A 21,813-nucleotide genomic window follows, 5' to 3' on the forward strand; every position below is an offset into this window, starting at 1 on the left:
GCGCAAAGGGCCCGGAGCGATCCGCTCCGGGCCCTTTCGCATGTCCTACCAGCCGCGCTTGGCGAGCTTCTGCTCCTCGGAGAGGGTGTCGACGTTGATGCCGACCATGGCCTCGCCCAGGCCGCGGGAGACCTCGGCGATGATCTTCGGGTCGTCGTGGAAGGCGGTGGCCTTGACGATCGCGGCGGCGCGCTTGGCGGGGTCGCCGGACTTGAAGATGCCGGAGCCGACGAAGACGCCCTCGGCGCCGAGCTGCATCATCATGGCCGCGTCGGCGGGGGTGGCGATGCCGCCCGCGGTGAACAGCACGACCGGGAGCTTCCCGAGCCTGGCGACCTCGGCGACGAGCTCGTAGGGGGCGCGCAGCTCCTTCGCGGCGGCGAAGAGCTCGGCCTCGTCGAGGGTCTTGAGGCGGCCGATGTCCTGGCGGATCTGGCGCATGTGGCGGGTGGCCTCGACGACGTTGCCGGTGCCGGCCTCGCCCTTGGAGCGGATCATGGCCGCGCCCTCGGCGATGCGGCGCAGGGCCTCGCCGAGGTTCGTCGCGCCGCACACGAACGGCACGTTGAACTTCCACTTGTCGATGTGGTTGGCCTCGTCGGCGGGGGTGAGGACCTCGGACTCGTCGACGTAGTCGACACCGAGGGACTCCAGCACCTGGGCCTCCACGAAGTGGCCGATGCGGGCCTTGGCCATGACCGGGATCGACACGGCCTCGATGATGCCGTCGATCATGTCGGGGTCGGACATGCGGGAGACGCCGCCCTCGGCGCGGATGTCCGCGGGGACGCGTTCGAGGGCCATGACCGCGACGGCCCCGGCGTCCTCGGCGATCCTGGCCTGCTCGGGGGTGACGACGTCCATGATGACGCCGCCTTTCAGCATGTCGGCCATGCCGCGCTTGACGCGGGCGGTCCCGACCTCGGCCTCGGTCTTCTGGGTCTCTGACACGGTCACCGGCTCCATCTGGGTACATCGCGGCTAGGGGTGCTGACCTGGCCGATTCTACGCCGCGACCCGTCTCACAGGCCCCTTGATACAAACCGGTGAGGGAGTGACCGGTCACTGGACGGGGTCGTCGATGTCCCAGTACTGGGGGCGCGGGAGCCGGTGGTGGAGGCGCAGCAGGACGGCGACGCGCAGGGACCGGGAGGCGACGGCGTCGCGCACGAAGTCGGTGTGGATCTGCCGGGCGAGGGCGACGCGGCGGTTCGCGGATTCGAGGTCGTCGGTCCAGATCGGGTCCTGGGCGAGCTCGCGGAGGGCGCGGGTGAGGTCGTTCTCGGCGTACTCGCGCAGCTCGCGCTGGCGCTGGGTGTCGGCGGGGACGGCGACGACGGAGAGCGCGAGGGCCACGACCTCTTCGAAGCCGGGGTTGCCGACGAAGCGGAGGACGGTCTCGGCGCGGTCGTCGAGCTTGGTGAGGAGCGCGGTCTCGGCGGCGCGGGCGCGGCGGTGGAGACGCTCGACCCGCGCGACCGTCCAGGTCGCGTACGCTCCTGCGACGGCCGCGATCGTCACGAGCACGGCCAACCACCACATCGGGATCATCGTACGGGCATACGGCTTGGCGGGCGGGCCGGGATCACCTGCGGCGCTCGACGCCCGCTTCGATGGCGGCGCGGTAGACCTCCAGGAGCCGGGCGGCGACCTCGGGCCAGTCGTAGCGCTTGACCCATTCGTTCGCGCGCTCCACATAGGCGCCTCGGAGGGCGGGTTCGTCGAGGAGGCGGGCGGCCTTCGCGGCGAGGTCGGCGGCGTCGCCGACGGCGAACAGCTCCCCCGCGCGGCCTTCGTCGAGGACCGCGGAGAACGCCTCGATGTCGCTGGCGAGGACGCAGGTGCCCGCGGCCATGGCCTCGGTGAGGATCATGCCGAAGGATTCGCCGCCGGTGTTGGGGGCGACGTACAGGTCGACGCCGGCGAGCATGGAGGCCTTCTCCTCGTCGGAGACGGCGCCGAGGAAGCGGATGCGGCGGGCGATGTCGGGGTCGAGTCCGGCGACGGCGGCCTCGGGGTCGCCGCGGCCGACGACGACGAGGTGGAGGTCGGGGCGGTCGGCGGCGAGCGCGGCGAAGGCGTCGCGGAGGATCGGGAAGCCCTTGCGGGGCTCGGTGAAGCGGCCCATGAAGCCGATGGTGGGGCCGTCGGGGAGTCCGTCGAGGGGCGCGGCCTTGCGGTAGAAGGCGACGGGGACGCCGTTGGGGATCTCGACGGCGCCGCCGCCGAGGTGCTCCACCTGGACCTTCCTGGCGTAGGGGCTGACGGCGATGCGCGCGGAGAGGTTCTCCAGGACCAGCTGGGCCATGTGCTTCCCGGCGGCGAGGATGCGGGAGCGGGTCATCGCGGTGTGGAAGGTGGCGACGACGGGGCAGCGGGCGTTGAGGACGGCGAGGCACGCGAGGCTCGGGGTGAGCGGCTCGTGGACGTGGATGACGTCGAAGCCGCCTTCGTTGCACCACTTGCGGACCCGCGCCGCCGAGCGGGGGCCGAAGGCGAGGCGGGCGATGGACCCGTTGTAGGGGACGGCGACGGCCTTCCCGCCGGGGACGACGAAGTCGGGCAGGCCCTCGGTCTCGGTGGCGGGCGCGAGCACGGACACGTCGTGCCCGGCGTCAATGAGGGTCTCGGCGAGGTCGCGGATGTGGAACTGGACGCCGCCGGGCACGTCGAAGGAGTAGGGGCTGACGATCCCGATCCGCAGGGTCCCCATCACGGCCTCGGCGGGAAGTCGGCGGTCCAGAACCGCTGGAGCATGTGCCAGTCGGCGGGGTGGGCGCGGATGCCCTCCTCGAACGCGTCGGCGACGCGCTGGGTGGTGGAGGCGAGGCGCTCGCGGAGGGTCCCGGAGCCGGTGTCGACGGGGCCGGAGATGTGGCAGACGGCCCGGTCGTCCTCGTAGTGGATGGCGGCGGTGAACAGCTCGACGCGGTTGCGGATCGCCAGGAGCGCCGGGCCCGACGGGAAGGTCGTGGCCTCGCCGAAGAACTTCACCTCGGTGCCCGAGCGGCCCAGGTCGCGGTCGGCGACGAGGGCCACCACATGCCCGGCGTCGAGTGCTTCCCCAAGGGCCGCTTGGGGGTTGCGGTCGCCGCCGGAGGCCGGGACGATCGTCATGCCGAGGGACTCGCGGTATTCGAGGAACCGGCGGTAGACCCCTTCGGGCTTGAGGCGCTCGGCGACGGTGGTGAGCGGGTCGCCGGAGATGCGCGGCACCCAGGCCCCGGCGAGGTCCCAGTTCCCGCAGTGCGGCAGGGCCACGATCGAGCCGAGGCCCTGCCGGGCGCGTTCGTGGACGGGCTCGAAGCCGTTCATCTCGAAGCGGCGCAGCAGGTGCTCGTCGCTCATCGACGGGAGGCGGAACGCCTCGATCCAGTAGCGCGCGTACGAGCGCATCGCGTCCCGGACCAGGTCCTCGCCCGGCTCGCCGCCGACGACGCGGGCGAGGTTGCGGCGCAGCTGCTGCACGCCGCGGCCGTTCTTGCGGGCGGCGCGGTCGGCGAAGCGGCGGCTCAGGGCGTAGGCGGCGGACTCGGGCATGAGCCGCACGCCCCGCCAGGCCGCCAGGTAGGCCAGCTCGGTGAGGCGCTCAGGCATCGACGGGCTCCTCGCTCGCGGCGAGGGCCGCGTGGGAGTGGACGAGCCGCTGCACGACAGTGATCGTGGAGAGCACCGCGAGCAGGCCCAGGCCCGCTTCCAGGGCGAACGGGACGCGGAAGACCTCGACGAGGACGGCGAGCCCGGCGATGATGAGCCGCTCGGGGCGCTCGACGATGCCGACGTTGCACTCCGCGCCGAGGCTCTCGGCGCGGGCCTTCACGTACGACACGAGCTGGGAGACGACCACGGTGGTCAGCGCCAGCGCGGCGCCGAGGTAGCGGTCCTCGGCGAGCAGGTAGTAGGCGAGGCCCGCGAAGATCGCGCCGTCGGCGAGGCGGTCGCACGTCGAGTCGAGGAGCGCGCCGAAGCGGCTGGAGGTGCCCTTGACCCGGGCGATGGCGCCGTCGAGCATGTCGGTGAGCACGGACAGGCCGACGACGATGAGCCCGGCGAGCAGGTGGCCCTGCGACAGCAGCAGGACGGCGGCGGCGACCACGAGGGCGGTCCCGGCGACGGTGACGGCGTTGGCGGACACGCCGACGCGGATGAGGAGCCTCGCGGCGGCGTCGACGTAGCGGCGCACGCCCGCTCGGCCGGAGGTCCGAAGGAACTTCGCCATGGTCTCCTGATTTTCTCGGCAGCGCCCAAGTGGGTGTTCGGGCAAGTGGGTGCGGTCCGCTCCGGCCGGCCGGAGCGGGGCTGTGCCTTTGACTCTAACCGTGCCCGGCCGGTCACACCCGCTCCCATGCGGCCGCCAGTTGCTCCCGGGTGTCCGAGAGGTACTGCGGGAGGGTCTTGGTGCGGCCGATGATCGGCATGAAGTTCGCGTCGCCGCCCCAGCGGGGGACGACGTGCTGGTGCAGGTGCCCGGCGATGCCGGCGCCCGCGACCTGGCCCTGGTTCATGCCGATGTTGAACCCGTGCGCGCCGATCGCCGAGCGCAGGACCGTCATGACCCGCTGGGTGAGCGCGCCCATCTCGGCGACCTCCTCGGCGTCGAGGTCGGTGTAGTCGGGGACGTGCCGGAACGGGACGACCATGACGTGCCCGGAGTTGTACGGGTACTTGTTCAGCACCACGAACATCGTCTGCCCGCGGGCGACGATGTTGCCCTCGGCGTCACCCTGCTTGGCGATCTCGCAGAACGGGCAGCCCTCGATGTCGGCGTCGTCGCCGGTGGGCTTGCCCTCCCCCTGGATGTAGGCCATCCGGTGCGGCGTCCACAGCCGCTCGTACCCGTCGGGGACGCCTGGTCCTTCGCGCTGTTCCACGGGACGATCCTAGGCCACTGCGATGGAAAGCGGTAACGCGACGAAACGCCCGGGACACTCCACCTCGGATAAGCTCCGATCGTGACGTTGCCCCAGCTGTACCTAGTCGTGCTCATCGGCTGCGTCACCGTGCTCGTGTCCATCGCGGCGATCCGCGCCACCCACCGGCTCGGGCTGCCCGCGCTGCTGGTGTTCCTCGGGGCCGGGATGGTCCTCGGCGAGGACGGCGTGGGCATCCCGTTCGAGGACTTCGAGCTCGCGCAGGTGCTGGGGACGTTCGCGCTGGCGCTCATCCTCATCGAGGGCGGCCTGTCGACCAGGTGGCGGGCCATCTCGGGGCAGCTCGCGCCCGCGTCGATGCTCGCGACGGTGGGCGTGGGCGTCTCGGTGACGGTGACCGCGCTCGGGGCGCACTTCCTGCTGGGGTTCGCGTGGCAGACCGCGCTGGTCATGGGCGCGGTCGTGGCGTCCACGGACGCGGCGGCGGTGTTCTCGGAGCTGCGCGGCATCGGACTCCCGAAGCGGCTCAGCGGGACCCTGGAGGCCGAGTCGGGGTTCAACGACGCACCCGCGGTGATCCTGGTGCTCGCGTTCTCCGCGGCCGAGGGCCTGCCGAACACGTTCGAGCTGCTGGGGCTGCTCGTGTGGGAGCTGGCCGCCGGTTCGGTCATCGGGCTCGCGGTGGGCGCGGGCGGGGCGTGGCTGCTGCGGCGCCTCGCGCTCCCGGTGTCGGGCCTCTACCCGCTGGCGGTGTTCAGCCTGGGGATGGCGGCGTTCGCGGCGGCGGGGACGCTGCACGCGTCGGGGTTCATCGCCGCGTACCTCGCGGCGCTGGTCCTGGGGAACTCGCGGCTGCCGCACCGGGCCGCGACGCAGTCGTTCGCGTCGGGCCTCGGCTGGGTCGCGCAGCTCGGCATGTTCGTCATGCTCGGGCTCCTCGCGTCCCCGGAGAACCTGCTGCGCATGCTCGTCCCGGCGCTCGTCCTCGGCGCGGTCCTGACGCTCGTGGCGCGGCCGGTGTCGGTGTGGCTGTCGCTCATCCCGTTCCGGTTCTCCGGCCGGGAGAAGACGCTCCTGTCGTGGGCGGGCCTGCGCGGGGCCGTGCCCATCATGCTCGCCACGATCCCGCAGTCCGAGCACCTGCCCGGGTCGCAGTCGCTGTGGGACCTCGTGTTCATCCTCGTGGTCGTGTTCACCCTGTTCCAGGGGCCGACCCTGCCGTGGGCCGCGAAGCGCCTCGGCCTCGCCCAGACCGGTGTCGTGCAGGAAGTGGACATCGAGACCGCGCCGCTCGACGCCGTGGACGGCGAGGTCCTCACCATCACCGTCCCCAAGGGATCGGGGCTCGCGGGCATCCGCATCTTCGAGCTGCGGCTCCCCGAGGGCTCCGCCATCGCAGGGGTGGTGCGCGTCGACCGGCTCTTCGTGCCCGCCAAAGCAGACCGGCTCCGCTCCGGCGACCAGCTCATCGTCGTCACCACCCCGAAGCTCCGCGAGGCCACCGAGCAGCGCCTCACCGCCCTCGCAAGAGCCGGACGCCTCGCCCGCTGGCTCGGCGAGACCGGAAAGGACTGACGTTAGACGTCGCACTCGCAGCGGCCCTCGTAGTGGGCGCGGAGGCTGTGGGCGTCGTGCCAGAGGTGGTTGAACCGGTCGCGCAGCGGCCCGGCGGCGAGGTTGCGGGAGTTGACGTGCAGCGCCCAGAACTCGTCCTCGGCGCCCGACAGCACGAAGTAGAACTCCTCGTCGTCGATGAGGATCATGCTGTACGAGTCGGTGTTGTGCATCGGCATCCACGTGAGGACCTTGGCGAGGTAGTTGAAGCCGCCCGCCTCGGCCGCCGCGACGTATTGGAGCTGCTGCTCGCCGAAGAGGCGCCCGGTGGTCATGGGCTCGGCCGCGGTGCCGTTGGACATGATGCGGCGGAACACGTGCCGGGAGTCGCTGCGGGCCCATTCGAAGCACGCCTCCAGGTGCCGCTCGAACTCCGCGCGGGGCGCGTTCTCCCTGAACTGGCGGATGTAGCTGACCCACACGGACTCGCGGGCGCGGGCCACCGAGCCGCGCACGTCGGCGTAGAAGTCGGTGTCGTTGCGGTAGATGCGGGCGTTGTTAGAGCCGAAGTGGCGGATCTCGTCGCGGAGCCGGTCGACGTCGTCGAAGCGGCGGCGCATCTGGTCGACCGAGGCGAGTGCGAACGCGTTCGCGGCCAGCAGCAGCGGGACCGCCAGCGCGAGGCTGAAGAACAGCTGGTTCAGCAGCGCCGCGACCGCGACGACCGGGACGCCCGCGATCAGCCCGAAGTAGAGGACCCGGCGGGTCCATTTCGCCAGCAGTCCGCTCGTGTCGATGTTCATCGCACTCCCCTTCCGGCCGTAGAGGATCAGACGCCGCGGCCGGTCCGGCACGAGACGTCATCACTCAGCGTGCCAGAGTCCGTCCGCTGAAGTGAGCGGCCGCGGACGCGGCCCGCACGCGCGGTTTCGGAGCGGAATGCCAAGGAGCGCAACCGATCTGCATCGGTTGCGCTCCTGAACTGCTGCGGCGGCCGCGGTGTCGCATTCGCGACACCGGGCGTTCCCGGTCTACTCCGCGGCGTCCCCGCCCGCGGGTTCGGCTGCGGCCGAAGGGCCTTCGTTGACACGCGAGCGGACGACCTCGGCGACGTGGGCGACCGCCTCGTCGGCGGGCACGCCGTTGCGCTGGGAGCCGTCGCGGTAGCGGAAGGACACGGTCCCGGCGTTCTGGTCGTCGTCGCCGGCGATGATCATGAACGGGATCTTCTGGAGCTGCGCGTTGCGGACCTTCTTCTGCATCCGGTCGTCCGAGTGGTCGACCTCGGCGCGCAGGCCCTCCGCGCGCAGGCGCGACACGAAGGCCTCCAGGTAGTCCGCGTTCTCGTCGCGCACGGGGATGCCGACGGCCTGGACCGGCGCGAGCCACGCCGGGAAGGCGCCCGCATAGTGCTCGGTGAGGACCCCGAAGAACCGCTCGATCGAGCCGAACAGCGCCCGGTGGATCATGACCGGCTGCTTGCGGGTGCCGTCGTCCGCGGAGTACTCCAGGTGGAAGCGCGCGGGCTGGTTGAAGTCGAGCTGGATGGTCGACATCTGCCAGGTGCGGCCGATCGCGTCCTTCGCCTGCACGGAGATCTTCGGGCCGTAGAAGGCCGCCCCGCCCGGGTCCGGAACCAGGTCGAGGCCCGACTCCTCGGCGACCTGCCGCAGGACCGCGGTGGCCTCCTCCCACTGGGCGTCGTCGCCGATGAACTTGTCGGAGTCGCCCTTGGTGGACAGCTCCAGGTAGAAGTCGTTCAGGCCGTAGTCGCGCAGCAGCTGGAGCACGAACTCCAGGAGGCTCCGGATCTCGCCGGGCGCCTGCTCCTGGGTGCAGTAGATGTGCGCGTCGTCCTGGGTCAGGCCGCGCACGCGGGTGAGGCCCTGGACCACGCCGGACTTCTCGTACCGGTACACGGTCCCGAACTCCGACAGGCGCAGCGGCAGCTCCCGGTAGGAGCGCCCGCGCGAGCGGTAGATCAGGTTGTGCATCGGGCAGTTCATGGCCTTGAGGTAGTAGTTCGCGCCTTCGAGCTCGATCGGCGGGAACATGCCCTCGTCGTAGTGCGGCAGGTGCCCCGAGGTGTGGAACAGCTGCTCCTTGGTGATGTGCGGGGTGTTCACCAGCTCGTACCCGGCCTCGCGCTGGCGCTCGCGCAGGTAGGACTCCATCTCGTAGCGGATGATGCCGCCCTTGGGGTGGAACACCGGCAGGCCCGGGCCGATCTCGTCGGGGAACGAGAACAGGTCGAGCTGCTGGCCGAGCTTGCGGTGGTCGCGCTTCTCGGCCTCGGCGAGGCGCGCGAGGTAGTCCTTCTGCTCCTGGACGGTGGGCCACGCGGTGCCGTAGATGCGCTGGAGCTGCGGGTTCTTCTCGGAGCCCATCCAGTACGCGGCGGCCGAGCGCATGAGCTTGACGGCGCCGATGAGCCTGGTCGAGGGCAGGTGCGGGCCGCGGCAGAGGTCGGACCAGACCTTCTCGCCGGTGCGGTCGCGGTTGTCGTAGGCGGTGAGCTCGCCGCCGCCGACCTCCATGACCTCGTCGGCGTCGGTGCCCTCGCCCTTGGTGTCGATGAGTTCGAGCTTGTAGGGCTCGTTCGCGAGCTCGGCGCGGGCCTCGTCGAGCGAGGCGTACTTGCGGCGGTGGAAAGTCTGCCCCTGCTTGATGATCTGGAGCATGCGCTTCTCGACGGCCTTGAGGTCGTCGGGGTTGAACGGCTCGGCGACGTCGAAGTCGTAGTAGAAGCCGTCGGTGATCGGCGGGCCGATGCCGAGCTTGGCCTCGTGGAGCTCCTGGACGGCCTGGGCCATGACGTGCGCGGCCGAGTGGCGCAGCACGTTGAGCCCGTCGGGGCTGTTCAGCGGGACGGGCTCGACCTTCGCGTCGGTCTCCGGGGCCCACGAGAGGTCGCGGAGCTGGCCTTCGGCGTCGCGGAGGACGACGATGGCGTTCGGGCCCGCGACGGGCAGGCCGGCCTCGGCCACCGCGTCGGCACCGGTCGTGCCGGCCGTCACCCAGAGGGGTTCGACGACGACTGGACTCTGGTTCGGTGCTGCGGAAGCCACGGTTCTCCTCATGGAATGGGAATGGGCCGGTCGAGCGGCCGGCGCTTGACGTTCGGGTCCATGGTAGTCGCCGCCCGGGGGCGCGATCGAGCCCATTACCGGCGGGTGAGGCATGTCGGCGGGGCGTGTGCGGGGAAACTCCGGGATCGGACTTGACCTTGGTCCCGGCACCGGGGTTTACCGTCGTTCCATGACCACCGCGACAGCACCGTTGACCGTGGGCCGTCTCGCCGAGGCGGCGGGCGTGACCACCGACGCCATCCGCCACTGGGAGCGCGAGGGCCTGTTCCCCGCGCCCGAGCGCAGCGCCGCCGGGTACCGGCGCTACGGGCCCGCCGAGCTGGACCGCGCCCGCTTCATCCGCGCGTGCCAGCGCGCCGGGCTGCGCCTGGCCGACATCGGTGATCTCCTGGCGGTGCGCGACACGGGCGCGTGCCCGTGCGAGCCCGCCGGGTCGCACCTGGAGCGGCGCATCGCGGAGGTGACGGCGGAGATCGCGCGCTTGGAGTCGCTGCGCTCGCAGCTGACGGCGATGCTCGGCGCGGTGGAGGCGGGCACGTGCGAGGGCCCGCTGCCCGAGAACTGGTGTCCCCCGAGAGCGGTCGATGGAGGTGAATGCGAGTGATGATGAGCGACGAGTGCTGCAACTGCTGCAACGACGACGCCTGCAAGTGCGCGGGCGAGGACTGCTGCCACGGCTGCTGCGAGAAGTAGCCCGCACGCGAACCGAGGCCGGACCCGTTCGGGTCCGGCCTCGGGCGTGTCTCGGCGGTTCTGCGCGAATCGGGCGTTCGCAGGCGCCCCCGGCTTCGATGGTGCCCGCCGGGTCCGACAGCCTACTTCGCGGTGAGGACGATCTTGCCGAAGTGGCCGCCCGCGTTCATGATGCGGTGGGCTTCGGCGGCGTCGCCGAGGGGGAGGCGGGTGGTGACGACGGGCTTGACGTCGCCGGTGTCGAGGGCGGGCCAGACGCGTTCGAAGACCTCGGCGAGGATCTGGCGGCGCTGTTCCAGGGGGCGGGCGCGGAGGGTGGTGCCGGTGATGGTGGCGCGCTTGGCGAGGAGGCCGCCGAGGTGGATCTGGGCGGCGTTCCCTTGCTGGAGGCCGATGATGGCGAGGCGGCCGTCCTGGGCGAGGGCCTTGAGGTTCGGCTCGAAGTAGGCGGCGCCGATGACGTCGAGGATCGCGTCGGCGCCCCCGGCCTCCTGGGCGAGGGCGGCGAAGTCCTCGCTGCGGTAGTCGACGACGCGGTCGGCGCCGAGCGCTTCGAGCTTCTTCGCGTGCTCGGCGCGGGCGGTGGTCCAGGTCTCGGCGTCGGCGAGCTTGCGGGCGAACTGGACGGCGAAGGTGCCGACGCCGCCCGCGCCGCCGTGGACGAGGACGCGGCGCTTGCCGGGGGCGTCCTGTCCGAGCAGGTAGCCGAGGTTGGAGTAGACGGTGGCGGCGGCCTCGGGGAGGCCCGCGGCCTCGACGAGGTCGACGTTCTCGGGGGTGGGCAGGACGAGCCCGGCGTCGACGGCGACGTACTGGGCGTAGCCGCCGCCGGGGAGCAGGGCGCAGACCTCGGCGCCGAGGAGGGTCGCGTTGTCGGCGCTGCCGACGTCGACGATGGTCCCGGAGACCTCCAGGCCGGGCCAGGCCGGGGCGCCTTGCGGGGGCGGGTAGTGGCCCGCGACCTGGAGGAGGTCGGCGCGGTTGACGCCGGCGGCGGCGACCTCGATGAGCACTTCGTCGGGGCCGGGCGCGGGTTCGGGCACCTGGGCGGCGGTCAGGCTCCCGCCGGACACGGTCATGGCAAGCATTCCCGCATAGTATGACTGCCGCTGGAGCCCAAAGCGACATACCCGTCAGTAAGTCATATCAGGACCCCGGCGATTGACGGATTCCTTTGCGCCGCAACGGTTTACGGGTTCTCGCTGGAGTGGCCGGGGAAGAGGTGCGCGGCCGGGTCGATCGCGACTGCGGCGTTGTTGACGGCCGTCGCGGCCTCGCCGAAGCCCGTCGCGATGAGCTTGACCTTGCCGGGGTAGGCGGCGATGTCGCCCGCGGCGTACACGCGCGGGAGGCTCGCGGCCATCGTGGAGTCGACGCTGATCGTGCGGTGGTCGAGGTCCAGGCCCCACTCCCCCAGCGGCCCGAGGTCGGCGGTGAAGCCGAGCGCGGCGACGACCGCGTCGGCGGGGAGTTCGCGCGGGCCCTCGTCCTTGACGTCGATCGCGACGCCTTCCACATGCGTGGTGCCGTGGATCGCGGTGACCTGGGCGTTCACGATGATCGGCACGCCGAGGGCGCGCACGCGGTCGATCGTGGCGGCGTGGGCGCGGAACCGCTCGCGGCGGTGGACGATCACGGTGGAGCGGGCCACGCCGTGGAGGGCGAGCGCCCAGTCGAACGCGGAGTCGCCGCCGCCGACGATGACGACGTCCTGCCCGGCGTGGGCGGCGAGCTCGGGGACGAAGTAGACGATCCCGGCGCCGCGGAACCCTTCGGCCGCAGGGAGGGGCCGGGGCGCGAAGCTGCCGAGGCCGCCGGTGATGAGCAGGGCCTTCGCCTCGACGCGGAGGTCGCCGGTGAGGTCGAGCACGGGCAGGCCGTCCACGTGCTGGAGCTTGAGGGCCTGGTGGCCGAGGAGGTAGAGCGGCTCGAAGGGGGCGGCCTGGCGCAGGAGGTTCTCGACGAGGTCGCGGCCCTTGATCTCGGGGAACCCGCCGACGTCGAAGATCTGCTTCTCGGGGTACATGGCGGTGATCTGGCCGCCCGCTTCGGGGAGCGTGTCGATCACGGCGGTGCGCAGGCCCCGGAAGCCCGCGTAGTAGGCGGCGAAGAGGCCGGTCGGCCCGGCGCCGACGATCGCGAGGTCCACTGTGGCTAGGGGCATGGCGTCACCGGCTTCAGGTTGGCGGCAGTTCCCACGATCCTAGCGGCGGCGGAGGCCCGGCGGGGCCGCACAAATCGCTCGCGTGCGGCCCCGGCCGGGGTCGGAGGCCGGGTCTGATTCGGGGTCAGATGCCGCGGAAGGGGCCGGTGACCTCGTAGGTGATGCCGCCGCTGGAGGAGCCGCTGGTGCCGCGCTGCGACGAGAAGTAGAGGCGGTCCCCGGCGGGGTTGAACGCGGGGCCGGTGATCTCGGAGCCGCTCTGGCCGGTGAGGCGCAGGAACGGGGCGACCACGTCGTCGGGGGTGATGATGCAGATCTCCATGTTGCCGCCGTCCTCGGCGACGAACAGGTCGCCGGAGCCGGAGGCGCCGGTGATGTTGTCGACGCCGGTGAGCGGCGCGCCGGAGACGTTGTCGTCGTAGACCGTGGCGAGGGTGTTCGCGTCGGCGTCGTAGGCCCAGACCTTGTTGTCGCCCTTGGTGGTGAAGAAGCAGATGCCGCCGTGGTAGTAGCAGCCCTCGCCGCCGTTGAAGCGCTTGGTGTTCGCGACCTGGTTGCGGGTGGCGGTCGGGGAGCCGTCGGGGTCGGGGACGGTGGCCCACGCGAGGGTCGAGCCGGTCTGGGTGAGGACCTGGAGGGTCCCGGTGGCGAGGTTCCCCCAGGTGGTGGGCCGGAAGCGGTAGAAGGCGCCGTCGCTGACGTCCTCGGTCAGGTAGACGACGCCGTGGTCGGCGTCGGCCGCGGCGGCCTCGTGCTTGAAGCGGCCCATGGCGTCGCGGCGCACGGCCGCGTCGGCGCCGAACGGGTCGGTCTCGTAGACGTAGCCGCGGTCGACCTCCTCGCAGGACAGCCAGGTGTTCCAGGGGGTGGCGCCGCCCGCGCAGTTGGTGCGGGTGCCGTCGAGGGTGCGGTAGGCGTCGACGACGTTCCCGGCGGCGTCGAAGCGGAGCGCGCCGACCCCGCCGCCGGTGGAGACCTCGGAGTTGGAGACGTAGATCCAGCCTTCGCCGTCGGCGAAGCACGCGCCGCCGTCGGGCGCGGCGTGCCAGGTGTACGAGGTGCCGGCGACGACCTGCGAGGAGCGGGCCACGATCCGGGAGGTGAACCCGGCGGGCAGCTGGACGCCGCGGGCGTCGGCGGCCTGGAGGGCGCCGTACGGGCTGGTGCCGGGGACGGCGGGGTAGGCGAAGGAGGGCCTGGTCATGGTGAAGCCGAGCGCGACCGATCCGGCGCCGGCGACCGCGGCGCGCATGACGTTCCGTCGTTGCATGGTTGGCAGTCCTTTGAGACGGGATGGGACGCAGCGGAACCGCTGCCGCAGGCCAGCGTAGGGACTTTGCGGCTTTTGCGAGTAGCTTTCACGAAACGTTCGCGTGACGGGCTGCGGGCCTGCGCCTGAACGCGCGGGGTCCTCCCCCGGGCACGAACTAGACTCGGGGCCGTGAAGACGGCACTCATCACCGGGATCACCGGGCAGGACGGCTCCTACCTGGCCGAACTGCTGCTCGCGAAGGGCTACACGGTGCACGGCGTGGTGCGGCACGCGTCCTCCCTCATCGCGAACACCTCCCGCCTGGAGGCGGTCTACCAGGACCCGCACGAGTCGGGGCGGCGCCTGTTCCTCCACAAGGGCGACGTCACGGACGCGGGCCTCCTGGTCAACCTCATCCGCGACATCGAGCCCGACGAGATCTACAACCTCGCCGCGCAGTCCCATGTGCGCGTGAGCTTCGACCTGCCCGACTACACGGCGAACGTAACCGCCCTCGGGGCCATCAGGCTTCTGGAGGCCGTGCGCGCCAGCCGGATCGACGCCCGCATCTACCAGGCGTCCACCTCGGAGATGTTCGGCACCACGGCCCCGCCGCAGGACGAGACCGCCCCGTTCCACCCGAGGAGCCCCTACGGGGTCGCGAAGCTGTTCGCGCACTGGGCCACCGTGAACTACCGGGAGTCGTACGGGATGTTCGCCGTCAACGGCATCGCGTTCAACCACGAGAGCCCCCGGCGCGGCGAGACGTTCGTGACCCGCAAGATCACGCGCGCCGTCGCGCGCATCGCCGCCGGCCTGGAGAAGAAGGTCTACCTGGGGAACCTCGACGCCGTGCGCGACTGGGGCTACGCGCCCGAGTACGCCGAGGCCATGTGGCTCATGCTCCAGCACACCGAGCCCGTCGACTACGTGCTCGCCACCGGCCGCGCCGCCACCGTGCGCGAGTTCGCCGAGGCCGCGTTCGCCCACGCCGGGCTCGACTGGCGCGACCACATCGAGCACGACGACCGCTACGAGCGCCCCGCCGAGGTCCCCGAGCTCGTCGGCGACCCCGCCAAGATCGCCCGCGAGATCGGCTGGCGCGCCCGCGTCCACTGGGACGAACTGGCCCGCGTCATGGTCGACGCCGACCGCAAGGCCCTGCGCGAGGGCTCCTGACGCGGCTACCATCGCGGGCATGACTCAGCTCAGCGACACGGTGAAGCTCAACGACGGCGCGTCGATGCCCCGGCTCGGATACGGGACCTACAAGGTCGGCGACGACGAGGCGCAGGAGGCCGTCGAAGCGGCCCTCGCCACCGGGTACCGGCTCATCGACACCGCCGAGATGTACGGCAACGAGGTCGGCGTGGGCCGGGCCGTCAACGGCTCCGGCGTCCCCCGCTCGGAGGTGTTCCTGACCACGAAGGTCTGGAACGACCACCACGGCGCGAAGGCCGCCCGCGAGGCCCTCGAAGCCTCCCTGGAGCGCCTCGGCACCGACTACCTCGACCTGTACCTGATCCACTGGCCCTCCCCCAAGCAGGGCCTGTACGTCGAGACCTACGAAGCGCTCCTCCAGGCGAAGGCCGACGGGCTCATCCGCTCGGCGGGCGTCTCGAACTTCAACCCCGAGCACCTGGAGCAGGTCCACGAGGGCACCGGCGTGTGGCCCGCGGTCAACCAGGTCGAGCTGCACCCGTACTTCAACCAGCCGGAGCTGCGCGCCTGGCAGGCCGAGCGCGGCATCGCCACCGAGTCGTGGGGGCCGCTGGGCCAGCGCACCGGCTCGGTCCTCGCCGAGCCCGCGGTGACCGCGGCCGCCGAGGCGCACGGGAGGACCCCCGGGCAGGTCGTCATCCGCTGGCACCTCCAGAACGGGTGCATCGTGATCCCCAAGTCCGCGAAGCCGAGCCGCATCGCCGAGAACTTCGACGTCTTCGGCTTCGAGCTGACCGCGCAGGAAGTGGCCGCGATCAGCGCCCTGGAGACCGGGGAGCGGCAGGGCATCGACCCCGCCAGCGGCGAGCGGTAGGGCGCGGCGGCGGACTGGGCAAACCGGCCGGCAGGTGAGTAGCTTTGCGCGCATGAGCGAACTGAGCACGGCAATCACCTTGAGCGGCGGCGCGAGCATCCCGCGGTTCGGCTACGGCACCTTCAGGATCGAGGACGGCGACACGCAGGCGGCCGTCGAGACCGCCCTGGAGACCGGCTACCGGCTCCTGGACACGGCGGTCGGCTACGGCAACGAGGAGGGCGTGGGCCGCGCCGTCGCCGCCTCCGGCCTCAAGCGCGAAGAGGTGTTCCTGACCAGCAAGGTCTGGGAGCACGGCTACGACGACGTGCGCCGCAACCTCGACGAGTCCCTGGAGCGGCTGGGCACCGACTACCTCGACCTGTACCTGCTGCACTGGCCCCGCCCGAACGTCGACCTGTACGTCGAGTCCTGGCAGGCGCTCCTCGACGCCCGCTCCGAGGGCCTCATCCGCGCCGCGGGCGTCTCGAACTTCACGATCGAGCACCTCGACCGCATCGAGGCCGAGACCGGCGCGGCCGCGGAGCTCAACCAGGTCGAGCTGCACCCGTACTTCGCCCAGCCCGAACTGCGCGCCTACCACGCCGAGCACCTCATCGCGACCGAGTCCTGGGGCCCGCTCGCCCTCCGCGGCGGCGCCCTCTTCGACGAGCCGGCCCTCCAGGCCGTCGCCGCAGCCCACGACCGCACCCCCGCCCAGGTGGCGCTGCGCTGGAACCTCCAGCGCGGCAACGTGGTCATCCCCAAATCGGTGACCCCCGACCGCATCCGCGAGAACTGGGCCGTCCTCGACTTCGCCCTCACCGACGAGGACCTGGCCGCGATCGACGCCCTCGACACGGGCGTCCGCCAGGGCGGCGACCCCCTGGTCGTCGGCAACGACTAGCGAACAGAAAAGGGCCCCGCGCGGATCGCGCGGGGCCCTTCGGTTCGCCGTCAGAACACGAGTTCGCGCTCTGTCGCGGCGGGCGTGTCGACGAACGCGTAGCCGTCGCCGCCGTCGAGGTTCTCCAGGTCGCCGACCGGGGTGAACACGAGCGTCGCGCCCGCGGCGTCCTCGGGGACGGCGAACACGGCCGTGTACCGCATGGTCCCGTCGGTGTCCGGCAGCTCCTCGGCGGACCAGGCGGTCGCGGCGACCGGCTCTCCGCCCGCCTGGACGGTCAGCGCGGACTCGTCGAGGTTCCAGCGCAGCGCGGCGTCGGCGTAGCTGCACCAGTTGAACCTGACGTCGAGGAAAACCGTGCCCGGTTCGGCCCAGCCCTCCTCGGGCCGCCAGGCCGAGCGGTCGCTCTCGACGAAACTGCTGCCGCAGGTGAGGCGCCACGCATTGTCGCCGTTGGCGACCGCGACCTCCTCGTATCCGAACTCGTCGCCCATGACCGGTCCGAGGGTGCGGCCGTCGTAATAGGCGGCGACCGGATCGACCCGCTCCCCGCTGCGCAGGCTCAGGCCCTGGGCGCGGCCGTCCTCCTCGACCCACAGCACCGCGTCCTCGCCCTCCGGCACGGCCACGGCGAGGTGCGCGCCCGGCGCCGGGACGGCGTCGAGCTCGATCCGCTCCTCCCCCGCCTCGATCCAGGCGGCCAGCCCGACCGCCTCGGACTCCAGCGCCGCGGGGTCGTCGGGGTCGACCTGCGACTCCGCGACCAGCTCCGGCGCCAGCGCGAACTGGTTGACGAGCCATTCCACGTCGCCCGCGGCCTCCGGCAGCTCACCGAGTCCTTCGGCCGCGGCCAGCGCCTCAGGGATCGCTGCGCCCGCGTGGTGGCAGAGGAGCGCGAGGGAGAAGTGCGGGCCGACGATGGCCGCGTCCTGGTCGAAGAACCACAGGTCGTCGCCGTTGGTGCAGAGCGCGGAGGCGCCGTCGCCGGTGACGAGCTCGTAGGCCTCGGCCTTCTCGCCGAGGAGCGAGCAGCCCGAAGCGGCCAGCGTGAGGAGGGTGAGGGGGATGAGGGGTTTGATGAATTTGTCTTGTGTTGTTTGCACCCGGTGAAGATAGTCGAGCACTCCGGGTCATGACTCAGTAGACGGTCACGGTCCGGGGTCAGCCGATGCCGTGGCGGACGGCCCAGAGGGCGGCCTGGGTGCGGTCGGCGGCGCCGATTCTGCGGAGGAGGTTGGTGACGTGGGTCTTGACGGTCTTCTCGGAGACGCCGAGGGCGCGGGCGATCTGGCGGTTGGTCTGGCCCTTGGCGATGAGGCCGAGGACCTGGCTCTCGCGAGGGGTGAGGTTGGGGGCGGCGGGGGCGGTGGAGCCGTTCATCAAGCCGCGCATGGCGACCGGGGAGAGGAGGAGCTGCCCGGAGTGGACGGTGCGGATGGCGCTGGCGAGGGCGTCGGGGTCGATGTCCTTGTAGACGAACCCGGCGGCGCCGGAGCCGATCGCGGAGGGGACGCGCTCGGCGTCGGTGGCCGAGGTGAGGACGAGGATGCGGGAGCGGGACTCGCCGAGCCGGTCGAGGACCCCTTGGCCGTCGAGGCCGGGCATCTTGAGGTCGAGGAGGACCACGTCGGGGTCGAGGGCGGCGATGGCGGCGAGGGCCTCTTCGCCGTCGCCCGCTTCGCCGACGACCACGAGGTCGGGTTCGAGTTCGAGGTAGCCGCGCAGGCCGCGGCGGACGACGGGGTGGTCGTCGACGAGGAGGAGGCGGATCGGGTCAGACATCGCTGCCTTCTCTTTCAGTGTCGTCGGAGGCATTGTCGAGGATCAGGGTGACGACGGTGCCTTCGCCGGGGGCGGTGGCGAGGTGGAGGTCGCCGCCGAGGGCCTTGGCGCGCTCGCGCATCGACAGGAGGCCGAGGCCGCGGGTGGCGGCCTCGTCGGCGTCGAAGCCCAGGCCGTCGTCGGCGATCGTGATGCGTTCGGACTCGATCGTGAGGGTCACGTTGCGGGCCTTGGCGTGCCGGAAGGCGTTGCCGAGGGCTTCCTGGACGAGGCGGAGCACTTCGACCTCGCCGTCGCGGGAGAGGTCGACGGGCGAGCGGACCGCGAAGTGGACGCTGGTGTCGTGGAGGCGGTCGAGGAGCGCGGTGTGGCGCCGGAGGGTCTCCACGAGGCCGTGGACGTCGAGGTCGGCGGGGCGGAGCTCGACGATGACGCCGCGCAGTTCCGCCACGGCCTCGGCGGCGAGCTGCTCCACTTCGTCGAGGCGCTCGCGGGCGGCGGCGGGGTCCTCGGGGAGGAGCTTCCCGGCGGCGCGGGCCGAGAGGCGCAGGGAGAACAGGCGCTGCATGACGGCGTCGTGGAGTTCGCGGGCGAGGCGGTTGCGCTCCTCGACCACGGTGAGCTCGCGGCTGCGCTCGTAGAGGCGGGCGTTGGTGATCGCGATGGCCGCGTGGGAGGCGAGGAGCTCGATGAGGTCGGTGTCGGCCGCGGTGAACCCGGGCTTCCCGAGGTCGTTGGTGAGGACGACGATGCCGAGGATGCGGTCGCCGTCGCGGATGGGGACGCCGAGGAGCGCGGCCATCGCCGGGTGGGCCTTGGGCCACCAGCGGAAGCGCGGGTCGCGGCGCAGGTCGTCGAGGCGGATCGGCTCGGTCTCGGCGAGGATCGCCGCGAGCATGCCGTGCTGGCGCGGGAGGGGGCCGATCTCCAGGCGCTGCTCCTCGCCGATGCCGTCGGTGATGAACTCCGCGAACCCGCCGTCGTCGTCGGGGATGCCGATCGCGGCGTAGTCGGCGCCCACGAGGCGCCGCGCCGAGGAGACGATCACTTCGAGGACCTGGTGCACGGACAGGTGCCTGGTGATCGCGCCGACGGCCGCCGACACCTCGTGCAGCAGGGCGGCGGGATCAGAGTGGGAGGCGGTCACGGCACGAATCTAGCCCAGGATCGGGCGGCCGCGGCTCAGTCGCTGGTCTTAAGACCTGCGGACCGGGACCGGCTGCGACCTCGGGCCGATGTGCGCGGCCCCGGGCGGCAATAGCGTCGCTGCCATGACCAACGAAACCCGAACCGCCGTCGTCACCGGGGCGTCCGCCGGGCTCGGCCTGGCCCTCGCCGAGCGGCTCGCCGCCGACGGCTGGCACCTGATCCTCACCGCCCGCGGCGAAGCGCGCCTCAAGGAGGCCGCCGACCGCCTCGGCGCCGCATACCTCGCCGGCGACCTCGCGTACGACCCCGAGCACCGCGAGCGCCTGATCGCCTTGGCCGACGGGCGGATCGACCTGCTCGTCAACAACGCGTCGACGCTCGGCGAACTGCCGCTCCCGACCCTCGCCGACGCCGACCTGTCGCGCCTGCCGGAGGTGTTCGAGCTGAACATGCGCGCGCCGCTCCACCTGGCGCAGCTCGCGCTCCCCGCGCTGCGCGAACGCGGCGGCGCGGTCGTCAACATCACCTCCGACGCCGCGACCGGCCCGTACGCGACCTGGGGCGTCTACGGCGCGTCCAAGGCCGCACTCGACCAGCTGTCGAACGTGCTCGCCGCCGAGGAGCCGGGCGTGCGCGTGTGGGCCGTCGACCCCGGCGAGATGCGCACGCAGATGCTCGCCGACGCCGTGGGCGAGGCCGACGCGGCCGAGGCCGGGGACCCTGCGGACGCGGCGGCCGCGATCGTGCGGCTCGTCGAGGCGCGGCCCGAGTCCGGCCGCTACGAGGCCGACAAATTCCAGGAAGGAACCAGGGAATGAGCACCACGTTGTCCGAGCCGTTCGCGTTCGCGCTCGACGCCGCCCTGGAGGCCCGCAGGCCCGCCGAGGTGCGCGGCTCCGGCCGCTCCGACGTGCGGATGCTGGTGACCGACAAGGAGACCGGCGAGATCACCCATCGCCGCTTCGAGGACCTTCCGGCGCTCGTTCGCCCCGGGGACCTCCTCGTCGTCAACAACTCCGGGACGCTCCCGGCCGCGGTGGTCACCCGCCAGGGCCTGCGCGTCCACTTCTCCTCGGTGCGGCCCGACGGGTCGTGGCTCGTGGAGCTGCGCGACCGCGACAAGCCCTACCTCGGGGACGTCCTCGGCCGGATCGTCGACCTCCCCGGCAGCTACCAGCTGTACCTGGAGCGGCGCTTCGGCAAGCGGCTGTGGGTGGTCCGCCCGCCGTTCGCCTCGGTCCCCGACTACCTGGCGCGGTACGGCAGGCCCATCAGCTACTCGTACGTCGAGGAGCAGTGGCCGATCGGCGCCTACCAGACCGTGTTCGCCACGGTCCCCGGATCGGCCGAGATGCCCAGCGCCGCAAGGCCGTTCACCTCCGAGATCGTGACGCGGCTGGTGTCGGCCGGGGTCGGGATCGCCCCCGTCACGCTCCACACGGGGGTCGCGTCGCTGGAGAGCGACGAGGACCCGTACCCGGAGTGGTTCGAGGTCGGCGAGTACACGGCGCGGGCCGTGAACACGGCGAAGGCCGCGGGCGGGCGCGTCATCGCCGTCGGCACGACGGTGGTCCGGGCGCTGGAGAGCGCGGTCGAAAAAAGCACTGCCGAGGACGGCCGGGTCGTCGGAACATCCGGTCACACCGAGCGGATCATCTCCCCCGCGAACCCGGTGGCCGTGGTCGACGGCCTGCTCACGGGATTCCACGAGCCGCGCTCGACCCATCTGTCGATGCTGGAGGCGATCTGCCCGACCGCGCTGCTGCGCGACTCGTACGAGGCCGCGATCGGCGGGAAGTACCTGTGGCACGAGTTCGGCGACGTCCACCTCATCGCGTGAACCCGGTCCGGACCTGCGCGTTACCATCGGTCCGGCGGCCGCACCGGCCGCCGGACCGAACGCGAGAGGGCCGGGATGTTCAACAGGGGTCAAGCTCCTCAGGGCCGCAGCGGCAGGCGCCGGTTCGCGATCCCCGACACGCCCCTGGTCTCGGCGGTCACCGCGGCCGTGACGCTCGCGCTCGCCGTGGTCCTGTTCCTCACCGCGATGCCGGGCGAGGAGCGGGTCCTCTACTACGACGGCGAGCGCGTCAGCCCGTCCGCGCTGTGCGAGACGCCCGCGCCCGACGGCGGCACCGAGATGGGCGCCTGCGCCGAGCTCGGCGAGTGGGAGACCCGCGAGACCGGCTGGGGCGTCGTGCGGCTCGTGATCGCGGGCGTCCTCGCCGCGGGCGCCGCCGTCGTGATCGCCGGCATCCCCAAGCAGGTCGCCGAGCGGCGCCGCGAGGAGCTGGCGGCCCTGGAGCGGCTCACCGACGAGGACTTCCCGCGCACCTAG

22 protein-coding genes are annotated in these 21,813 nt (G+C 72.0%); 8 read left to right on the forward strand and 14 right to left on the reverse strand.

The window, feature by feature from the left end; all coding sequences use genetic code 11:
- Positions 1–45: 45 nt before the first annotated feature.
- The 6 genes from pdxS to B0I28_RS19165 form a co-directional block, all read right to left on the reverse strand.
- Positions 46–966, reverse strand: coding sequence for a pyridoxal 5'-phosphate synthase lyase subunit PdxS (gene pdxS / locus B0I28_RS19140; protein WP_106365436.1), 921 nt, complete (start codon positions 964–966; stop codon positions 46–48).
- A gap of 96 nt (positions 967–1,062) precedes the next feature.
- A complete protein-coding gene (locus B0I28_RS19145; protein ID WP_106365437.1) occupies positions 1,063–1,542 on the reverse strand; it encodes a hypothetical protein in 480 nt (159 codons plus the stop codon).
- A 43-nt stretch (positions 1,543–1,585) separates the two neighbouring features.
- Entirely contained in the window at positions 1,586–2,704 is a 1,119-nt protein-coding gene (locus B0I28_RS19150; RefSeq protein WP_106365490.1) for a glycosyltransferase, read from the reverse strand.
- Positions 2,705–2,712: 8 nt separating this feature from the next.
- Positions 2,713–3,597, reverse strand: coding sequence for a phosphatidylinositol mannoside acyltransferase (locus B0I28_RS19155; protein WP_106365438.1), 885 nt, complete (start codon positions 3,595–3,597; stop codon positions 2,713–2,715).
- Positions 3,590–4,219: a phosphatidylinositol phosphate synthase gene (pgsA, locus tag B0I28_RS19160; protein ID WP_106365439.1), complete on the reverse strand. Its 630-nt coding sequence runs from the start codon at positions 4,217–4,219 to the stop codon at positions 3,590–3,592. Before pgsA ends, B0I28_RS19155 begins: the two co-directional genes overlap by 8 nt.
- A gap of 112 nt (positions 4,220–4,331) precedes the next feature.
- Positions 4,332–4,871, reverse strand: a complete 540-nt coding sequence (locus tag B0I28_RS19165; protein ID WP_245889037.1) for an HIT family protein — start codon at positions 4,869–4,871, stop codon at positions 4,332–4,334.
- An 81-nt stretch (positions 4,872–4,952) separates the two neighbouring features.
- Here B0I28_RS19165 and B0I28_RS19170 point away from each other — a divergent pair, with 81 nt between their 5' ends.
- A complete protein-coding gene (locus tag B0I28_RS19170) occupies positions 4,953–6,446 on the forward strand; it encodes a potassium/proton antiporter (protein ID WP_106365440.1) in 1,494 nt (497 codons plus the stop codon).
- Between the two features lie 2 nt (positions 6,447–6,448).
- Here the strand turns inward: B0I28_RS19170 and B0I28_RS19175 are convergent, their stop codons facing one another.
- Complete coding sequence (locus B0I28_RS19175) at positions 6,449–7,228, reverse strand: hypothetical protein (protein ID WP_106365441.1); 780 nt, start codon at positions 7,226–7,228, stop codon at positions 6,449–6,451.
- 228 nt (positions 7,229–7,456) lie between these two features.
- Complete coding sequence (thrS, locus tag B0I28_RS19180) at positions 7,457–9,505, reverse strand: threonine--tRNA ligase (protein WP_106365442.1); 2,049 nt, start codon at positions 9,503–9,505, stop codon at positions 7,457–7,459.
- A 178-nt stretch (positions 9,506–9,683) separates the two neighbouring features.
- Here thrS and B0I28_RS19185 point away from each other — a divergent pair, with 178 nt between their 5' ends.
- Positions 9,684–10,118, forward strand: a complete 435-nt coding sequence (locus B0I28_RS19185) for a MerR family transcriptional regulator (RefSeq protein ID WP_106365443.1) — start codon at positions 9,684–9,686, stop codon at positions 10,116–10,118.
- A gap of 211 nt (positions 10,119–10,329) precedes the next feature.
- On the opposite strand, the gene B0I28_RS19190 is transcribed toward B0I28_RS19185, so the two are convergent.
- From B0I28_RS19190 to B0I28_RS19200, 3 genes are all read right to left on the reverse strand, one after another.
- A complete protein-coding gene (locus tag B0I28_RS19190) occupies positions 10,330–11,295 on the reverse strand; it encodes an NAD(P)H-quinone oxidoreductase (protein ID WP_106365444.1) in 966 nt (321 codons plus the stop codon).
- Positions 11,296–11,396: 101 nt separating this feature from the next.
- Positions 11,397–12,371 carry an NAD(P)/FAD-dependent oxidoreductase gene (locus tag B0I28_RS19195; RefSeq protein ID WP_106365445.1) on the reverse strand — a complete coding sequence of 325 codons (975 nt, stop codon included), beginning with the start codon at positions 12,369–12,371 and terminating at the stop codon, positions 11,397–11,399.
- A gap of 124 nt (positions 12,372–12,495) precedes the next feature.
- On the reverse strand, positions 12,496–13,641 hold the full coding sequence (locus B0I28_RS19200; protein ID WP_106365446.1) for an alkaline phosphatase PhoX: 1,146 nt from the start codon (positions 13,639–13,641) through the stop codon (positions 12,496–12,498).
- 171 nt (positions 13,642–13,812) lie between these two features.
- Here B0I28_RS19200 and gmd point away from each other — a divergent pair, with 171 nt between their 5' ends.
- From gmd to B0I28_RS19215, 3 genes are read left to right on the forward strand one after another with little or no spacing between them, the layout of a single operon-like run.
- Positions 13,813–14,802 carry a GDP-mannose 4,6-dehydratase gene (gene gmd, locus B0I28_RS19205; protein ID WP_106365447.1) on the forward strand — a complete coding sequence of 330 codons (990 nt, stop codon included), beginning with the start codon at positions 13,813–13,815 and terminating at the stop codon, positions 14,800–14,802.
- A 19-nt stretch (positions 14,803–14,821) separates the two neighbouring features.
- Positions 14,822–15,658: an aldo/keto reductase gene (locus B0I28_RS19210; protein ID WP_106365448.1), complete on the forward strand. Its 837-nt coding sequence runs from the start codon at positions 14,822–14,824 to the stop codon at positions 15,656–15,658.
- 52 nt (positions 15,659–15,710) lie between these two features.
- Positions 15,711–16,544 carry an aldo/keto reductase gene (locus B0I28_RS19215; RefSeq protein WP_106365449.1) on the forward strand — a complete coding sequence of 278 codons (834 nt, stop codon included), beginning with the start codon at positions 15,711–15,713 and terminating at the stop codon, positions 16,542–16,544.
- Between the two features lie 50 nt (positions 16,545–16,594).
- Here the strand turns inward: B0I28_RS19215 and B0I28_RS19220 are convergent, their stop codons facing one another.
- Genes B0I28_RS19220 through B0I28_RS19230 form a run of 3 tightly spaced genes read right to left on the reverse strand, consistent with a single transcriptional unit; the run spans position 16,595 to position 19,482 of the window.
- Positions 16,595–17,647 carry a hypothetical protein gene (locus tag B0I28_RS19220; protein ID WP_106365450.1) on the reverse strand — a complete coding sequence of 351 codons (1,053 nt, stop codon included), beginning with the start codon at positions 17,645–17,647 and terminating at the stop codon, positions 16,595–16,597.
- Between the two features lie 58 nt (positions 17,648–17,705).
- On the reverse strand, positions 17,706–18,326 hold the full coding sequence (locus tag B0I28_RS19225) for a response regulator (protein WP_106365451.1): 621 nt from the start codon (positions 18,324–18,326) through the stop codon (positions 17,706–17,708).
- Complete coding sequence (locus B0I28_RS19230) at positions 18,319–19,482, reverse strand: GAF domain-containing sensor histidine kinase (protein WP_425433448.1); 1,164 nt, start codon at positions 19,480–19,482, stop codon at positions 18,319–18,321. The genes B0I28_RS19225 and B0I28_RS19230 overlap by 8 nt, the downstream gene beginning before the upstream one ends.
- A gap of 115 nt (positions 19,483–19,597) precedes the next feature.
- Between B0I28_RS19230 and B0I28_RS19235 the strand changes: the two genes are divergently transcribed.
- The 3 genes from B0I28_RS19235 to B0I28_RS19245 all read left to right on the forward strand — a co-directional run bounded on the left by B0I28_RS19235 (position 19,598) and on the right by B0I28_RS19245 (position 21,813).
- The gene (locus B0I28_RS19235; protein ID WP_106365452.1) at positions 19,598–20,293 is read left to right on the forward strand and encodes an SDR family NAD(P)-dependent oxidoreductase; all 696 of its coding nucleotides are present in this window, start codon (positions 19,598–19,600) and stop codon (positions 20,291–20,293) included.
- Positions 20,290–21,315, forward strand: coding sequence for an S-adenosylmethionine:tRNA ribosyltransferase-isomerase (locus B0I28_RS19240; RefSeq protein ID WP_106365453.1), 1,026 nt, complete (start codon positions 20,290–20,292; stop codon positions 21,313–21,315). The genes B0I28_RS19235 and B0I28_RS19240 overlap by 4 nt, the downstream gene beginning before the upstream one ends.
- 75 nt (positions 21,316–21,390) lie before the next feature.
- Positions 21,391–21,813, forward strand: coding sequence for a hypothetical protein (locus B0I28_RS19245; RefSeq protein WP_106365454.1), 423 nt, complete (start codon positions 21,391–21,393; stop codon positions 21,811–21,813).

The organism is Glycomyces artemisiae (assembly GCF_003002955.1).
Taxonomy (GTDB): domain Bacteria; phylum Actinomycetota; class Actinomycetes; order Mycobacteriales; family Micromonosporaceae; genus Glycomyces; species Glycomyces artemisiae.

What these genes read in the sequence shown, in the direction of transcription:
- pdxS (WP_106365436.1), bottom strand. Translation starts at nt 966, where the DNA reads ATGGAGCCGGTGACCGTGTCAGAGACCCAGAAGACCGAGGCCGAGGTC.
- B0I28_RS19145 (WP_106365437.1), bottom strand. Translation starts at nt 1,542, where the DNA reads ATGTGGTGGTTGGCCGTGCTCGTGACGATCGCGGCCGTCGCAGGAGCG.
- B0I28_RS19155 (WP_106365438.1), bottom strand. Translation starts at nt 3,597, where the DNA reads ATGCCTGAGCGCCTCACCGAGCTGGCCTACCTGGCGGCCTGGCGGGGC.
- pgsA (WP_106365439.1), bottom strand. Translation starts at nt 4,219, where the DNA reads ATGGCGAAGTTCCTTCGGACCTCCGGCCGAGCGGGCGTGCGCCGCTAC.
- B0I28_RS19175 (WP_106365441.1), bottom strand. Translation starts at nt 7,228, where the DNA reads ATGAACATCGACACGAGCGGACTGCTGGCGAAATGGACCCGCCGGGTC.
- thrS (WP_106365442.1), bottom strand. Translation starts at nt 9,505, where the DNA reads ATGAGGAGAACCGTGGCTTCCGCAGCACCGAACCAGAGTCCAGTCGTC.
- B0I28_RS19185 (WP_106365443.1), top strand. Translation starts at nt 9,684, where the DNA reads ATGACCACCGCGACAGCACCGTTGACCGTGGGCCGTCTCGCCGAGGCG.
- B0I28_RS19190 (WP_106365444.1), bottom strand. Translation starts at nt 11,295, where the DNA reads ATGCTTGCCATGACCGTGTCCGGCGGGAGCCTGACCGCCGCCCAGGTG.
- B0I28_RS19195 (WP_106365445.1), bottom strand. Translation starts at nt 12,371, where the DNA reads ATGCCCCTAGCCACAGTGGACCTCGCGATCGTCGGCGCCGGGCCGACC.
- B0I28_RS19200 (WP_106365446.1), bottom strand. Translation starts at nt 13,641, where the DNA reads ATGCAACGACGGAACGTCATGCGCGCCGCGGTCGCCGGCGCCGGATCG.
- B0I28_RS19210 (WP_106365448.1), top strand. Translation starts at nt 14,822, where the DNA reads ATGACTCAGCTCAGCGACACGGTGAAGCTCAACGACGGCGCGTCGATG.
- B0I28_RS19215 (WP_106365449.1), top strand. Translation starts at nt 15,711, where the DNA reads ATGAGCGAACTGAGCACGGCAATCACCTTGAGCGGCGGCGCGAGCATC.
- B0I28_RS19225 (WP_106365451.1), bottom strand. Translation starts at nt 18,326, where the DNA reads ATGTCTGACCCGATCCGCCTCCTCCTCGTCGACGACCACCCCGTCGTC.
- B0I28_RS19235 (WP_106365452.1), top strand. Translation starts at nt 19,598, where the DNA reads ATGACCAACGAAACCCGAACCGCCGTCGTCACCGGGGCGTCCGCCGGG.
- B0I28_RS19240 (WP_106365453.1), top strand. Translation starts at nt 20,290, where the DNA reads ATGAGCACCACGTTGTCCGAGCCGTTCGCGTTCGCGCTCGACGCCGCC.
- B0I28_RS19245 (WP_106365454.1), top strand. Translation starts at nt 21,391, where the DNA reads ATGTTCAACAGGGGTCAAGCTCCTCAGGGCCGCAGCGGCAGGCGCCGG.